The sequence below is a fragment of the Caballeronia sp. AZ10_KS36 genome, from assembly GCF_023631105.1.
GTDB lineage: Bacteria > Pseudomonadota > Gammaproteobacteria > Burkholderiales > Burkholderiaceae > Caballeronia.
The window spans coordinates 219,605-233,939 of record NZ_JALQDQ010000035.1 but is presented as its reverse complement, the minus strand read 5'-3'; the positions used below and the strand labels follow the sequence as shown (position 1 = coordinate 233,939).

General features: G+C 66.0%; 15 protein-coding genes. 12 read left to right on the top strand and 3 right to left on the bottom strand.

The window, feature by feature from the left end:
* Window positions 1–86 precede the first annotated feature (86 nt).
* From araD to NCR35_RS21665, 4 genes are all read left to right on the top strand, one after another.
* A complete protein-coding gene (gene araD / locus NCR35_RS21680) occupies window positions 87–1,832 on the top strand; it encodes an L-arabinonate dehydratase (protein WP_250535963.1) in 1,746 nt (581 codons plus the stop codon).
* A gap of 16 nt (window positions 1,833–1,848) precedes the next feature.
* The gene (locus NCR35_RS21675) at window positions 1,849–2,583 is read left to right on the top strand and encodes a ribonuclease activity regulator RraA (protein WP_250535961.1); all 735 of its coding nucleotides are present in this window, start codon (window positions 1,849–1,851) and stop codon (window positions 2,581–2,583) included.
* 111 nt (window positions 2,584–2,694) lie between these two features.
* Complete coding sequence (locus NCR35_RS21670; protein ID WP_250536041.1) at window positions 2,695–3,966, top strand: MFS transporter; 1,272 nt, start codon at window positions 2,695–2,697, stop codon at window positions 3,964–3,966.
* Between the two features lie 45 nt (window positions 3,967–4,011).
* Window positions 4,012–5,070, top strand: a complete 1,059-nt coding sequence (locus NCR35_RS21665; RefSeq protein ID WP_250535960.1) for a LacI family DNA-binding transcriptional regulator — start codon at window positions 4,012–4,014, stop codon at window positions 5,068–5,070.
* Between the two features lie 4 nt (window positions 5,071–5,074).
* On the opposite strand, the gene nudC is transcribed toward NCR35_RS21665, so the two are convergent.
* A complete protein-coding gene (gene nudC / locus NCR35_RS21660) occupies window positions 5,075–6,004 on the bottom strand; it encodes an NAD(+) diphosphatase (protein WP_250535957.1) in 930 nt (309 codons plus the stop codon).
* A gap of 232 nt (window positions 6,005–6,236) precedes the next feature.
* Between nudC and NCR35_RS21655 the strand changes: the two genes are divergently transcribed.
* Entirely contained in the window at window positions 6,237–6,578 is a 342-nt protein-coding gene (locus tag NCR35_RS21655) for a hypothetical protein (protein WP_250535956.1), read from the top strand.
* Window positions 6,579–6,600: 22 nt separating this feature from the next.
* On the opposite strand, the gene NCR35_RS21650 is transcribed toward NCR35_RS21655, so the two are convergent.
* On the bottom strand, window positions 6,601–7,125 hold the full coding sequence (locus NCR35_RS21650; protein ID WP_250535954.1) for a response regulator: 525 nt from the start codon (window positions 7,123–7,125) through the stop codon (window positions 6,601–6,603).
* A gap of 247 nt (window positions 7,126–7,372) precedes the next feature.
* Here NCR35_RS21650 and NCR35_RS21645 point away from each other — a divergent pair, with 247 nt between their 5' ends.
* The 4 genes from NCR35_RS21645 (at window position 7,373) to NCR35_RS21630 (ending at window position 10,729) form a co-directional block, all read left to right on the top strand.
* Window positions 7,373–8,032 (top strand): glutathione S-transferase family protein, encoded by a 660-nt coding sequence (locus NCR35_RS21645; protein WP_250535952.1) that lies wholly within the window; start codon window positions 7,373–7,375, stop codon window positions 8,030–8,032.
* A 26-nt stretch (window positions 8,033–8,058) separates the two neighbouring features.
* Entirely contained in the window at window positions 8,059–8,769 is a 711-nt protein-coding gene (locus tag NCR35_RS21640; RefSeq protein WP_250535951.1) for a DUF899 family protein, read from the top strand.
* A 123-nt stretch (window positions 8,770–8,892) separates the two neighbouring features.
* The gene (locus NCR35_RS21635) at window positions 8,893–9,561 is read left to right on the top strand and encodes a septal ring lytic transglycosylase RlpA family protein (RefSeq protein ID WP_250535950.1); all 669 of its coding nucleotides are present in this window, start codon (window positions 8,893–8,895) and stop codon (window positions 9,559–9,561) included.
* A gap of 106 nt (window positions 9,562–9,667) precedes the next feature.
* On the top strand, window positions 9,668–10,729 hold the full coding sequence (locus NCR35_RS21630) for a phytoene/squalene synthase family protein (RefSeq protein WP_250535949.1): 1,062 nt from the start codon (window positions 9,668–9,670) through the stop codon (window positions 10,727–10,729).
* Here NCR35_RS21630 and NCR35_RS21625 read toward each other — a convergent pair.
* Window positions 10,707–11,528, bottom strand: a complete 822-nt coding sequence (locus NCR35_RS21625; RefSeq protein WP_250536040.1) for a LysR substrate-binding domain-containing protein — start codon at window positions 11,526–11,528, stop codon at window positions 10,707–10,709. The two genes, NCR35_RS21630 and NCR35_RS21625, sit on opposite strands and share 23 nt — an antisense overlap.
* A 138-nt stretch (window positions 11,529–11,666) precedes the next feature.
* Between NCR35_RS21625 and NCR35_RS21620 the strand changes: the two genes are divergently transcribed.
* From NCR35_RS21620 to NCR35_RS21610, 3 genes are all read left to right on the top strand, one after another.
* Window positions 11,667–12,545, top strand: a complete 879-nt coding sequence (locus NCR35_RS21620) for an alpha/beta fold hydrolase (RefSeq protein ID WP_250535948.1) — start codon at window positions 11,667–11,669, stop codon at window positions 12,543–12,545.
* A 142-nt stretch (window positions 12,546–12,687) separates the two neighbouring features.
* Entirely contained in the window at window positions 12,688–13,071 is a 384-nt protein-coding gene (locus NCR35_RS21615; protein WP_250535946.1) for a hypothetical protein, read from the top strand.
* A gap of 163 nt (window positions 13,072–13,234) precedes the next feature.
* The gene (locus NCR35_RS21610) at window positions 13,235–14,131 is read left to right on the top strand and encodes a fructose bisphosphate aldolase (RefSeq protein ID WP_250535945.1); all 897 of its coding nucleotides are present in this window, start codon (window positions 13,235–13,237) and stop codon (window positions 14,129–14,131) included.
* Window positions 14,132–14,335 lie beyond the last annotated feature (204 nt).

The following is a 14,335-nucleotide window of genomic DNA, read 5'->3' as shown; positions in this document are numbered from 1 at the left end:
CGTAGAAACCCCAAGCGACGCGCGCCGATGATAACGCTACCATCGCCGGCATTGACATGGTAACGCTACCATCGAGGAGACATCGCTTGGCCTACGATCCCACTAAACGCAAGACGCCCGAGGAACTGCGCAGTTATCGCTGGTACGGCGTGAACGACCTGCGCTCGTTCGGGCACCGCTCGCGCACCGCGCAGATGGGCTATCACTCGTCCGATTACATGGGCAAGCCGGTCATTGCCGTGGTGAACACGTGGAGCGAGATCAACTCGTGCCACACGCACTTCAAGCAGCGCGTCGAGGAAGTGAAGCGCGGCATCTGGCAGGCGGGCGGTTTTCCGGTGGAAATGCCCGTGATGACGCTCGCGGAGCCGTTCCAAAAGCCGACGACCATGCTCTATCGCAACTTTCTCGCGATGGAAGTGGAAGAACTGCTGCGCTCGTATCCGTTCGACGGCTGCGTGCTGATGGGCGGCTGCGACAAGACCACGCCCGGCCTCTTGATGGGCGCGATCAGCATGGACCTGCCCGCCATCTATCTGCCCGCCGGCCCGATGCTGCGCGGCGACTGGAACGGCCGCACGCTCGGCAGCGGCTCGGACACGTGGAAGTACTGGGCGGAACTGCGCGCGGGCAAGATCACCGAGGACGAGTGGAAGGGCGTCGAAAGCGGCATCGCGCGCTCGCCGGGTCATTGCATGACGATGGGCACCGCCTCCACGATGACGAGCGCCACCGAAGCGCTCGGCCTCACGCTGCCCGGCTTCGCGTCGATCCCGGCGGTGGACTCGCGGCACGCGCAGTATGCGTCGCTGACGGGGCAGCGCATCGTCGAGATGGTGTGGACCGATCTGAAGCCGTCCGACATTCTCACGCCGAAATCCTTCGACAACGCCGTCACCACCGTGCTCGCGATGTCCGGCTCGACCAACGCCATCGTGCATCTGGTGGCGGTCGCGCGGCGCGCGGGCGTGCCGCTCACGACCGCGCGCTTCGACGAACTGTCGCGTGTGACGCCGGTCATCGGCAATATTCGGCCGGCCGGGCAGTATCTGATGGAAGACTTCTTCTATGCCGGAGGCCTGCGCGCGCTCCTCGCCGAACTCGGCGATTTGATCGACGGGTCGCAACTAACTGTCAATGGCGCGACGCTCGCCGAAAACATCGCGGGCGCCGAAATTTTCAATGACGACGTGATCCGCCGGCTCGGCAATCCGCTCGTGCCGAACGACGGCCTCGCCGTGCTCACCGGCAATCTCGCGCCGGACGGCGCCGTCATCAAGCCGGCGGCGATGGAAGCGCATCTGCTGAAGCATCGCGGGCCGGCGGTCGTGTTCAAGGACTACGGCGACATGGCCGCGCGCATCGACGACGAAGCCCTCGATATCACTGCCGATTCCGTGATCGTGCTTCAACACGCGGGACCGGTCGGCGCGCCGGGCATGCCGGAGTGGGGCCAGTTGCCGATTCCGCAGAAGCTCCTGAAGCAGGGCGTGCGCGACATGGTCCGCATCTCGGACGCGCGCATGAGCGGCACGAGCTACGGCGCGTGCGTGCTGCACGTCGCGCCGGAATCGTTCGTCGGCGGGCCGCTCGCGCTGGTGAAGGACGGCGACATCGTCGAACTGGACGTGCCCGCGCGCCGCCTGCATCTCGAAGTCAGCGACGAGGAACTCGCCGCGCGCAAAGCCGCCTGGACGCCACCGAAGCGCCCGTTCGAACGCGGCTTCGGCGTGATGCATCAGCTGCACGTGACGCAGGCGAACAAGGGCTGCGACTTCGATTTCCTCGAAGAGAAGACGGCCGCGCACGGCGGCGAGCCGGAAATCCACTGAACACGATATCCACACCATGACGACACCAGACATCGCCATTTCCGACGAAACGCTCGACTTGCTGCGCCACGTCAGCACCGCGACGCTCACCACGCAACTCTTCAAGCGCGGCCTGCGCAACGTGTTCCTGCAAGGCGTCGCGCCGCTCGTGAAGCCCGCGAAGGGCGCGCCGAATCTCGTCGGTCCGGCATTCACGCTGCGCAATATTCCGGCGCGCGAAGATATCGATCACGTCGGCGTGTTTCAGGACCCGGACCATCCGCAGCGCAAGGCGGTCGAGAGCGCGCCGCCGGGCAGCGTGCTCGTGCAGGATTGCCGCGGCGATCGCACGGTGGCATCGACCGGTTCCATTCTCACGACGCGCCTGAAGGTGCGCGGCGTCGCGGGCATGGTGTCGGACGGCTGTGTGCGCGATAGCGGCACCATCGGCGAGATCGGGCTGCCGCTTTTCTGCGCCGGCGCGAGCGCGCCGCTGAATCTGGCGAAGCATCACGCGGTGGATATGAATGTGCCGATCGCGTGCGGCGGCGTGGCCGTGTATCCGGGCGATATCGTCGTCGGCGATGTCGATGGCGTCGTGATCGTGCCGCGTCACATGGCCGAGCAGGTCGCGAAGGATGCCGCCGAGCAGGAACTGCTCGAAGAGTTCGTGACGACGCGCGTGGAAGCGGGCGCGATGCTGCGCGGCACGTATCCGCCGAATGAGGAAACGCTCGCGGCGTATGCCGAATGGCGCAAGCAGCGCGGATAAGTTCGACCGCCTCGCACTGGAGACACCGTGAACACCCGATCGCCGCTTCCCCGCAACGCGCCGCCGACCGTCGACGAGCCGCGTCTCATCAATCGCCTTGCGTGGCGGTTGATGCCGCTCGTCGGCCTGCTGTATCTCGTCGCGTATATCGACCGCTCGAACATCGGCTTCGCGAAGCTGCAAATGCTCGGCAGCCTGGGCATCTCAGAAGTGGCGTACGGGCTCGGCGCGTCGCTGTTTTTCATCGGCTATCTGATCTTCGAGATTCCGAGCAACGTGCTGCTTCACAAGTACGGCGCGCCGCGCTGGATCGCGCGGATCATGCTGACGTGGGGCGTCGTCACGATCCTGCTCGCGTTCACCACGAACGCGACGATGTTCTACGTCCTGCGGTTCTTGCTCGGCGCGTCGGAGGCGGGACTGTATCCGGGCGTCATCTATTACCTCACGCTGTGGTTTCCGCAGCGGCATCGCGTGCGCATGCTCGGATACTTCACGCTCGGCAGCAGCATCGGCAACATGGTCGGCGCGCCGATCTGCGGCTATCTGCTCGACAAGGCGTGGTTCGGCCTGCAAGGCTGGCAGCTGGTGTTCATCGTGACGGGCGTGCCGTCGGTGCTGCTCACGGTGGTCGTGCTGTTGTGGCTGCCGGCATCGCCGAAGAAAGCGCGCTTTCTCTCCGACGGCGAAAAACACTGGCTCGACGCCACGCTCGAAACCGAACGCCAACAGGCGAAGAGAGCGGAGACGAGCCACGCCAACGTCATGCGCGTGCTGACGGAACCGCGCGTGATCGGCATGGCGCTCTACTACATGATGCTGTCGATGTCCGTCTACGGCGTCAGCTACTGGCTGCCGACGCTGGTGAAGGGCTTCGGCGTGTCGAACACGACCAACGGTCTGCTCAACATCGTGCCGTGGCTCGCGGCGACCGTCGTGCTGGCGTGGCTGCCCGCGAAGCTGCGTGCGGCGAACGGTTCCGACCGCCGCACGACCATGGCGATGCTGACTGCCGCGCTGCTCGGCGTCGTCTTCTTCCTCGCGAGCGTGTTCCTGCCGACCAACACGCTGCGCTTCATCGCGCTGTGCCTCGGCGCGCCGTGCATGTATCTGCTGCTGCCGTGCTTCTGGACGATCCCGCCGAAGTTCCTGACCGGCGCGCGCGCGGCGGCGGGCATCGCGGCGATCAATTCGCTCGGCAATGTCGGCGGGTTCATCGCGCAGAATCTGGTGCCGTGGGTGCGGCAGACGAGCGGCAGCGTGAAGGCGCCGATGCTGATTCCGGCTGCGTGCCTGCTGATTTTCGCCGTCGTGACGATGCTGCTGATGCGGCGCGGGAACACGCGCGGCGACGCGGCCGTCGATGCGCCGGTAAAGGCCTAAAATGGCGCGCTTTCTCCGATCCGCCTCCGACGCGCCAATCCATGCATGACCAAGCTCGCCGACACCTCTGACGACGCCGCAACGGCGGGCGCCGCGCCGCGCCGCACGCGCGGCACGCCGAAGGGCGTGCGCATCACGGACGTGGCGGCGTCCGCGGGCGTCTCGCCGATCACCGTCTCACGCGTGTTCAACGCGCCGGAGACGGTCGCGCCCGAGACGCTCGCCCGCGTGCGCCGCGCGGTGAGCGAACTCGGCTACGTGCCGAACCGGCTGGCGGGCGGCTTGTCGTCGGCGAAATCGCGGCTGATCGCGGCCATCGTGCCGACCGTCGCGCATTCGCTCTTCTCGGAAACGGTGCAGGTGTTCAGCGATACGATGTCGCGCGCCGGCTATCAGGTGCTGCTCGGCCTGTCGGGCTATAGCGACGAAAACGAGGATCAGTTGCTCGACGCCGTGCTGAGTCGCCGTCCGGAAGGCGTGTTGCTGACGGGCGTCCCGCATACGCCGACGCTGCGCGAACGGCTGCGCAAGATCGGCATTCCGATTGTCGAGACGTGGGACATGACCGACGACCCGATCGACATGCTCGTCGGCTTTTCGCACTATCGGATCGGCGCGGCGGTGGCGGAGCGCTTCATCGCGCGGGGCGCGGCGCATCCGGCGCTCGTCTGTGCGACGGATCAGCGCGCGCTCGCGCGGCGGCGCGGCTTCATCGACACGCTGGCTTTGCACGGCCTGCACGGCGTCGCCGATGTGCTGATGCCGCCGCCTTCGTCGGTGGCGCTCGGGAAAGACGCGCTGCGGCGCATTCAGGAGTCGACGCCTGCGGTCGACGCGATATTTTGCAGCTCGGACCTGCTTGCGCTCGGCGTGGTCTCGGAGGCGCGGCGGCTCGGCCTCGACGTGCCGGCGCGGCTCGCCGTCTGCGGCTTCGGCGACCTCGACTTCGCCGCCGACACGACGCCCGCACTCACCACGGTGCGCGTCGATGGCAAGCGCATCGGCGCGACCGCTGCGCGCTGCCTGATCGACCGGCTCGGCGGCGCCGCGCCGGTTGCGCCGGTCGATGTCGGCTTCGAGATCATCGAGCGCGAGACGCTCTGAGGCTTCAGTCGCCTTCGACGAACGCCTTCAGCAAGTGATGCGCGATGGCGAAAGCCTTCGGCGCGTTCAATCCTTGCGGATGCGTGCCGTCGAGCATCGCGCGGACTTCGTCGCGGCTGAACCAGCGGGCGTCTTCGAGTTCTTTTTCGTCGACGGTGATCTCCGTGCCCGTCGCGCGGGCGAAGCAGCCGATCATCAGCGACGACGGAAACGGCCACGGCTGCGACGCGAAGTACCGCACGTCGGCGCAGCGAATGCCGGCTTCTTCCAGCACTTCCCGATACACCGCGTGCTCGAACGTCTCGCCCGGCTCGATGAAGCCGGCGAGCGCGGAGTACATGCCGGTCGCGAATTGCGGCTGGCGGCCGAGCAGGCAGCGTTCGCCGTCGGTGACGAGCATGATGACGACCGGATCGACGCGCGGAAAGTGCTGCGCGCCGCAGTTGCCGCAAATGCGCCGCCAGCCGGCGCCCGCGCTGTCCGTCGGATTGCCGCAGTTCGCGCAGAAGCGGTGCCGCCGATGCCAGTCCAGCATCGACCGCGCCTCGCCGAGCGCGCTCACGAGCGGCGGCGCGACGAGCCCTTGCATGGCGACCGGGCGCAGTTCGATGGCTTCGACGGCAGCGCCCGGCAGCGCATCGGCGGCGGCCTCGGCGGTCGTATCGATTGTGCAGGCGAACACCGCGCGCCGGTCGGCGTCGCGCCCGAGCAGCACGGTTTGCAGCGGCGTGCCGAACTGCGCGGCTTCGTGCGCGGAAAAAAGCGGATCGTGGCCATCCGTGCGCTTGAAGAGCGGCACGTTGTTCACGAAAAGCAGAAAGCGCGTCGCGGCGTCGTCGTGGAGGCTCGCGAGAAACGCTTCGTCGTCGCGCTTCTCGGACATGCGGTCGAGCGGATCTTGCGTGAAACCGATGGCGTCTGGCGGCGTGGGCATGGTGTGTCCGAAGGTCGGCGGCGCGCGCCGGGGAAGAGTCGGAGAAGAGTCAAGCGAGCATCGTAGCGAAGTTGTCGCATCCTTGCTGACGGGGGCGCGGTCGTGGCGACGCAGCTTTCATCGACGATAGAAACGTGCGATGGAACAGCGCGCCGTTTAGGAATCGTCCGCTGGCGCGCGCCGATGCGAGGCTTCTAGAGTTTCGGTCCCCCAATTCGGAAAGGAGACGCTCGTGGAGTCGAACGTGACGGTGTCGGTCAACGAGAACGGCCATGCGGTCATTACGCACGCGATGCCGCTGGTGGACTATTGCGTGAAGCGCGCCCAGACGCTGCGCGCGATGGTCGAAGTCGTAAGCAGCGCGCACGGCCATATCGACGGCGCGAGCGAGTGCTCGCCCGCGCTCGCGAAACCGCTGATGGAACTCATCCGCGCGCAAGTCGAAGAACTCGCGCCGCTTTTCCGGGCGCTCGATCAACGCGCGTACGAGAAAGGGTTCGACGACGGCAAGGACGTGAGCTACCCGAACAAGAAGGCACGCGAAGTCTCGAACGACGCTTCGCGGTCAGCGTGAGGCGTGAGTCACGCGAGCGAGGTCACGTGCGGGCGGCGAGTGTCGTCGCGCTCACGCGGACTTCGCGATAGATCGTGTTCGGATCGAACGCCTGCGCGTTGCGGCGTTCGCTTTCGAGGCAAGCCGCGATGCGCGGCGAGATCACCCCTTTCACGCCCGACAGCACGCGCTCACAGACGCGCCCGAGGTCTTTCAAGTCGTCGCGCGTACTCGCTATGCCGTCTGCGCCCGCGCGCTGCATCGCGCGAATGGCGAGTGGATCGCTGTCGGTAGTCAACGCGACGAGCGGCGTATGCGGCACGCATTCGCGGAGCTTGCGCAGGATGCCGAAGCGGTCGGCCGCCGGGCGCGCATGCGCACCGAGCGCGCAGCCCACGATCACCAGTTCGCCGTCCGCGCCGCGCAGCTTCGACAGCAATTGCTCTTCGCCCGTCGCGCTCGCGACCACGCGATAACGCTCGCGCGTCTCGAACCACGTCTGTAGTCCCAGCACGATGACCGGCTGCTCGTCTGCGATCACGACTCTTATCTTGTCAGTACGTAACATTTCTTGCCTCGACCCATTGATTGTTTCGTCATTTCCGGACGAGCGGTTCTCGTGACAGCTTCGCGGCGGAACCTCGCACGGTAGCAAAGGCCCGGTCCGGCGACAATGCGGCGCGCGCCGACGCTGCATCGCACAACAAAATTTTCTCGTTCGGCTGCGCAAAGTTGTCGATTCGCAGCTACGCCGCTCGTCGTCCATGTAGCCGGCCATGCAGCGCGCCGTCCATTGGTTCTAGCGGAGTCTGCCGATGAGTCTGATCCTTTATGCCCATCCTTTTTCGTCGTACTGTCAGAAGGCGCTGATTGCGCTCTATGAGAACGCGACGCCGTTTGCCTGGCGGCCGCTCACGCCCGACGCGCCGCAGTCCATGCGCGAACTCGCCGAGATCTGGCCCATCAGAAAATTTCCGGTGCTGGTCGACGGCGGCAAGCCGGTGATCGAAGCGACGATCATCATCGAATATCTGGACGTGTTCTATCCCGGCCCCGTGCGCCTCATTCCGGAGGCTCCGCGCGCGGCGCTTGAAGTGCGCTGGATGGACCGCTTCTTCGACAATTACGTGGCCACACCGCAGCAGAAGATCGTGTTCGACTGCATGCGGGCCGAGAATGAACGCGATGCCCGCGGCGTCGCGGACGCCCGCGCGATGCTCGACACATCCTACGCGTTTCTGGACCGCGTGATGGCGAACCGCGAATGGGCCGCGGGGGATGCCTTCGGCCTCGCCGATTGCGCCGCTGCGCCGTTTCTGTTCTACGCGGACTGGACGCACCGGATCGGCGACGCTTATCCGAACGTGATCGCGTATCGCAAGCGGCTGCTCGCGCGGCCGTCGTTCGCGCGGGCGGTCGACGAGGCGCGGCCGTATCGGCCGCTCTTTCCGCTCGGCGCGCCGGATCGCGATTGAGCCGAGCTCAACTCAGGAGAGCCAGCATGACATCACCGACGACGACACCTGTTCCGGCCGCCGAGTTGGCGAACCGCGCCAGCATGCGGTTCCCGAACGAAAGCGCCGAATACCGCCGGGCGCGCACCGCGTTGCTCGCGGAGGAAATCGAGTTGCGGCGGCACATCGAACGCGTCGCGCAGATGCGGCGCGCGCTGCCGCCCGGCGGCGAGGTCACGGGCGACTACCGCTTCGAAGGCGAGCACGGCGTCGTCGATATGGCCGGTCTTTTCGGCGACAAGCAAACGCTCGTGACGTACAGCTACATGTTCGGACCGCAACGCGAGCGCCCGTGTCCGATGTGCACGTCGCTCCTCTCGGCGTGGGAAGGCGAAGCGCGCGATATCGAACAGCGCGTCGCGCTCGCGGTGATCGCGCGCTCGCCGCTGCCACGGCTTCTTGCATTCAAGCGGCAACGCGGCTGGCGCGATCTCAAGCTGTACTCCGATTTGAACGGCAATTTCAGCCGCGATTACCACGCCGTATCGAAAGAGGGCGGCGACGAGCCCGCGCTCAACGTGTTCACGCGGCGCGATGGCGTGATCCGCCATTTCTGGAGCGGCGAAATGGATTTCGCGACGGCCGATCCAGGCGAAGATCCGCGCGGTGCGCCGGACCCGATGCCGCTCTGGACCGTGCTCGACATGACGCCGGAAGGACGCGGCACCGACTGGTATCCGAAGCTCGAATACGTCTGAGGCGCCGCGGCGTATCTGTCAACTTGAGTCATATCTGCGCGACGCGGGTCAACTGCCGCGACGACATTGCGTTATGGGCGAGCCGGTTCCGGGTGAACCGGCGTTACATGGAGAAGCTCGCTCATGGTCGCTAAGGCATGGATTCGCCGTTCGCGCGTGGCCGGTGTCGCATCGGTCGGCGCATGGATGCTGCTGAGCGGCTGCGCGGCGCATCGGCCTGCGGTCGCGACGCCGCCGCCGCAGAAAAAGCCGCAGGAGGAAAGCGCGCCCGCAGCGGCATCGGATGCGGCGGCGTCGGCGCCTGAAGGCGCATCGGCGGCGGCGCCTGAAACCGCGTTCAACGACGCATCGCCTGCGTTCCGGCAAGTCGGCGAGGCGTCGTACTACAGCCGTAAGTTCCAGGGCCGTCGCACGGCGAGCGGCGAGCGGTACGACATGCATGCGCTCACGGCGGCGCATCGCACGCTGCCGCTCGGCTCGTATGTGCGCGTGAGCAATCTGTCGAGAACGAAGTCGGTCGTCGTGCGAATCAACGATCGCGGGCCGTTCGTGAAGACGCGCGTGATCGACCTGTCGTTCGCCGCCGCGAGCGTGCTTGGACTGCAACACGCGGGCCGAGCGCGCGTGGTCCTCGAACCGGTGACGCCGGTCGCGCTGGACCTTGCGCCGACGCACGCCGCTTCGGCTCACGCCGCTCAAACCCGGCAGCATCGCCACACGAGAGCGGCCGTCAAGCCGGTGACGCTGCATATTTCGCATGTCCGGCATCGCGCGTCCGCGCACAAGCACTAGCGGACAAGCGCACAAGCGCAGCGAATGCGCTAGCGAAACCGCACGGACGGATACAATGCGGCGGCGCGCACGGCCGCGCGCCTCGCCGAGTCATCCGATCCGACACATGAACCCATCACCCCGCGCGTTTCTGCTTGGCCCGTTGCTGAAGCGCGTTTCCCGGTCTTTCTATCTGACGCTGCGCATTCTGCCGCCCGGTATGCGCGACCCCATCGGACTCGCGTATCTGCTCGCGCGGGCGGCCGATACCATCGCGGATACGTCGCTCGTTGCGCCGGAGCGGCGTCTCGCGTTGCTGCTGTCGCTGCGCGCGCAGGTCAACGGCGAGCCGGACGACGGCGCGCTCTCGCGCATCGAACGCGAAGTGGCGGGACAGCAAGCGCAGCCCGACGAACGCACGCTGCTCGAATCGCTGGGCGCGGCGCTCGCGATCCTGCGCGAGACGAACGCCGCCGACCGCGCCGCCGTGCGCGATATCGTCACGACGCTGACCACCGGCATGGAGTTCGATCTGCGCACGTTCCCCGACGAAACGTCTGGGCAAGTGATCGCCCTGCAACGCTTCGACGAACTCGACCGCTATACGTATCTCGTCGCGGGATGCGTCGGCGAGTTCTGGACGAAGATGACCTACGCGCACAGCCCGGTCACGCTGAAGGCCGCGCCCGACGCAATGCTCGCGCGAGGCGTGCGTTTCGGCAAGGCGTTGCAAATGACGAACGTGCTGCGCGATTGCGCGCGCGATCTGCGCATCGGCCGATGCTATCTGCCCGGCGACATGCTCGCGCGTCATGGCCTGACGCCGACGGATCTGCTCGATGCAGGCGCGTCGGCGCGTGCGCGGCCCGTGCTCGCGGACCTGCTGCGCACGACACTCGCGCTGTATCGCGACGCGCTCGACTACACCTTCGCCATTCCCGCGAGCGCCGTGCGGCTGCGGCTCGCGTGCCTGTGGCCGATCATGATCGGCCTGGAGACGCTCGCGCTGCTGGCGCGCAACGACGCGTGGCTCGACCCCGCGCGCGTCTCGAAGGTTCGCCGCAACGACGTCTATCGCATCATGGCTGCGTCGCTGCCGCTGGTGGCATCGGATCGATTACTGCGCGCGTGGGCGTCGCGTCGCATGGGCGCGATCGAAGCGGAACTCAACGCCGCAACTCCGCGATGATGCGCTCGGCCAGGAAATCGCACGGCGGACGCTTGGAGGCCGCGCTGCGCGCGAGCACCACTTCCAGCGCCGCGATTTCCGGCAGCCCGTGCGCCTGCCCGAGCAGCGTGAAACGCGACGGCACCGCGCATTTCGCGAGCGGCGCGACGGCGAGACCGGCTTCGACCATCGTCAAGAGTCCGAGCAGGCTAGGACTTTCGTAGGACGTGCGATAGCCGATGCGCGCCCGCTCCAGACTGCGAATGGCGTTCTCGCGCGCGACGCTGCCGGGCAGAAACACCGCGATCGGCAGCGGCCGCTCGCGCCAGATTTCGTTGGCGCTCGGCGCGGCGGCCCAGACCATCGGCTCGTGCCGCAAAAATTCGCCCGTGATGCCCTTGATGCGGGTCGCGCAGACGAGATCCACCGCGCCGTCTTTCAGCATGGGCGCGAGCGCGGCGCTCGGCAGGCCGACCACCTGAATCTCGACCTTCGGATACGTCGCGGAGAACTTCTTGAGAATCGGCGGAAAGAGCGACGACGCGTAGTCGTCCGGCACGCCGATCACCACGCGCCCGGTCACGTCGGGCCGCACGACCGCCGCCCACGCTTCGTCGCGCAGCGCGATCATGCGGCGCGCGTAGGCGAGCAGCACTTCGCCGTCCTGCGTGGGCGCCACGCTGCGCGGCTTGCGCACGAACAGCGCCTTGCCGAGCGCGGTTTCGAGCGTCTTGATCTGCATGCTCACGGCCGACTGCGAGCGATGCACCAGCTCCGCCGCGCGGCTGATGTTTCCGGTGTCGGCGACGGCGACGATCATCGAGAGAACGTCAAGGTCGAGGGCTTTTACGTTCGTGGTCAAGAGGGTGTGCCATCAGAAAAGCTGAACGGTTCTATCAATATTATGCGATTTTCTTTTGCATCGGAGCGCGGCATAGTGCAGGAAAGGAGCGAACCGATGAACGCGCGTACCGATCCCGCCGTGCTGGCCGCAGTGCAAACCCTGCCCGAACCGTCGTTTGCGACGGTGGCGTCGGGCATTTCGGTGCCTTACGTCGAATGCGGCGAAGGCGAGCCACTGCTGTTCATCCACGGTTCGCTGTGCGATTTTCGCTGGTGGAGCGCGCAACTCGCGCCGCTCGGCGAAGACTTCCGCTGCATCGCGCCGAGCCTGAGCCACTACTGGCCGGCCGTCGACGCGTACGTGCAGGGCGACTTCGGCTGGGAAGCGCACGTCGCGGAAATGGCGGACTTCATTGCCGCGCTGGACCTCGCACCCGTGCATCTCGTCGGGCATTCGCGCGGCGGCTGCATCGCGTTTCATCTGGCGCGCGAGTATCCGCGGCTCGTGAAGACGCTGACGCTCGCCGACCCCGGCGGTCCGCTGCAAACGTCCGCTCAGTCCACGTCCGCCGCGCCCGCCGCGCTGCCGCCGGCGACGAACGCATTGCGCGGCCGCGTCGCGGAACTGATCGAAGCCGGCGAGCTCGACGCGGGCCTCGAAATGTTCGTCGATTCGGTCAGCATGCCGGGCTTCTGGCGCAAGAGCACGGAGAGCTTCCGGCGCATGGCGCTCGACAACGCGCTCACGCTGCCGAAGCAGTTCCGCGATCCGCTGCCCGCCTACACGCGCGAGGCGGCGCGCGACATCAAGTGCCGCACGCTCCTGATCGACGGGCAAAAGAGTCCGCGCATGTTCCGCAACAACGTCGAAAAGCTCGAAGAGTGGATCGAATATGCCGGGCGCGAGACGATTGCCGGGGCGTCGCACGGAATGAATGTCGCGAGTCCCGGCGCGTTCAACCGCGCGGTGCGGACGTTCGCGGCGGCTTGGTAACCCGTTGAAACGAACGGTCGTGCGGCGCGCGCCGCTGCTGCTTCTCGTCGTACTTTTTGTTCCGAATGTTGTGACATGACAACGGAAAACGGGCGGCGCTCGGGCTAACATCGTCCGCACCTCATTGCCGAGAGAGGCATGTGTGAGCACGGGCCACGACGATCTCGCCGCATGGAACCGCCAGCGCATCGTCACGCTGGCGCTGGAACTGGCCGATAGCGGCCGCTACGAGAATTTCGCCGACATCGCCTACGCGCTGCAATTCGAGCACGGCATGGCTTTAGCGCAGGCGCTGATCGACCATCCGGACATGCGCCGCCAACTGAACGCGCGATGCGCCGATGCACGCGAAGCGCTCTTTCCCGAAACGCCGGAACAACCGCAGGCGCCGGAACGGCCGGTATCGCTTCCGGCGCAATCCGCCACGCCGTCGTTCTTACGCCGCGCCGCCAGCGCGCTGCGGCGAGCGGGCGCAAGCGCGGCCGACCCTGTCGCGCCCGGCGACCTCAATTCCGCTGCTTCCTGATCTTTTCGGCGCGAAAACGCCCAGTGAATGGCCGCAACGCCGGGGATTTGGCGGATTTGCACGAGAAAGCCACGCCTCAAAACCATTAAACTTGAAGGAGTTGAACCAAAAGCCCGGACCGTGCTTGCGCGCTCCGGTGTTTGAACTTTGAGGAGGAATGCTCGTGGCTAACGAGAAGATGCTGGCGCAGATGGCGGAAAAGCAGGGTTTCATCGCCGCTCTGGATCAAAGCGGTGGTTCGACGCCCGGCGCGCTGCGTCAATACGGAATTCCGGACGACGCCTACAACGGCGAAGCCGAAATGTTCAAGCTGATGCACGACATGCGCGTGCGCATCATGACCGCGCCCGCCTTCACGGGCGACAAGGTGATCGGCGCGATTCTGTTCGAACGCACGATGGACGGCGAAGCCGAAGGCAAGCCGGTGCCCACGTTCCTGTGGGAAGACCGCGGCGTCGTGCCGTTCCTGAAGGTCGACAAGGGCCTCGAAGCCGAAGCTGACGGCGTTCAGGTGATGAAGCCGATTCCCGGCCTCGACGAACTGCTCCAGCGCGCCGCGAAGCTCGGCGTGTTCGGCACCAAGATGCGCTCGGTCATCCATCAGGCGAACGAGAAGGGCATCGCGGCGGTCGCGCAGCAACAGTTCGAAGTAGGCGCGCAGATCATCGCGCAGGGTCTCGTTCCGATTCTCGAACCGGAAGTCTCGATCAAGAGCCCGGACAAGAAGGGCGCGGAAAAGATTCTGCGCGACGAACTGTTGAAGGGCCTGAACGCGCTGCCGGAATCGAGCAACGTGATGATCAAGCTCACCATTCCGGACGAAGCGGACTTCTATCGGCCGCTGATCGAGCATCCGCGCGTCGTGCGCGTGGTCGCGCTGTCGGGCGGCTATTCGCGCACCGACGCATGCAAGCGCCTCGCCGAGAACCACGGCATGATCGCGAGCTTCTCGCGCGCGCTGATCAACGAGCTTCAGAAGTCGATGAGCGACAGCGAGTTCAATGAGACGCTCGCCAAGTCGATCGACGAAATTTACGAGGCGTCGGTCGAGAAGGTCTAAGCATCGACTGACTGCTTTCACGGAAAACGCGCCCCTTCGTGGGCGCGTTTTTTTTGGGGTCCTTCGTCGAGAGAGCGAGTTTGAAGTTCGATCACTGCGCACGTGTCCACTGAAGTACCGTTAATTGCTCTTCCTCTTTCCCTAATCTATTGTTATGGATCAAGGCCGAAGAGATCTGCAGTACAAAAATAACTCGATAGCGAC

Bases quoted from the DNA above. Each gene is read 5' to 3' on its own strand.
- NCR35_RS21675 (WP_250535961.1), top strand. From the start codon at position 1,849: ATGACGACACCAGACATCGCCATTTCCGACGAAACGCTCGACTTGCTG.
- NCR35_RS21670 (WP_250536041.1), top strand. From the start codon at position 2,695: ATGCCGCTCGTCGGCCTGCTGTATCTCGTCGCGTATATCGACCGCTCG.
- NCR35_RS21665 (WP_250535960.1), top strand. From the start codon at position 4,012: ATGACCAAGCTCGCCGACACCTCTGACGACGCCGCAACGGCGGGCGCC.
- nudC (WP_250535957.1), bottom strand. From the start codon at position 6,004: ATGCCCACGCCGCCAGACGCCATCGGTTTCACGCAAGATCCGCTCGAC.
- NCR35_RS21650 (WP_250535954.1), bottom strand. From the start codon at position 7,125: ATGTTACGTACTGACAAGATAAGAGTCGTGATCGCAGACGAGCAGCCG.
- NCR35_RS21645 (WP_250535952.1), top strand. From the start codon at position 7,373: ATGAGTCTGATCCTTTATGCCCATCCTTTTTCGTCGTACTGTCAGAAG.
- NCR35_RS21640 (WP_250535951.1), top strand. From the start codon at position 8,059: ATGACATCACCGACGACGACACCTGTTCCGGCCGCCGAGTTGGCGAAC.
- NCR35_RS21635 (WP_250535950.1), top strand. From the start codon at position 8,893: ATGGTCGCTAAGGCATGGATTCGCCGTTCGCGCGTGGCCGGTGTCGCA.
- NCR35_RS21630 (WP_250535949.1), top strand. From the start codon at position 9,668: ATGAACCCATCACCCCGCGCGTTTCTGCTTGGCCCGTTGCTGAAGCGC.
- NCR35_RS21625 (WP_250536040.1), bottom strand. From the start codon at position 11,528: ATGATCGTCGCCGTCGCCGACACCGGAAACATCAGCCGCGCGGCGGAG.
- NCR35_RS21620 (WP_250535948.1), top strand. From the start codon at position 11,667: ATGAACGCGCGTACCGATCCCGCCGTGCTGGCCGCAGTGCAAACCCTG.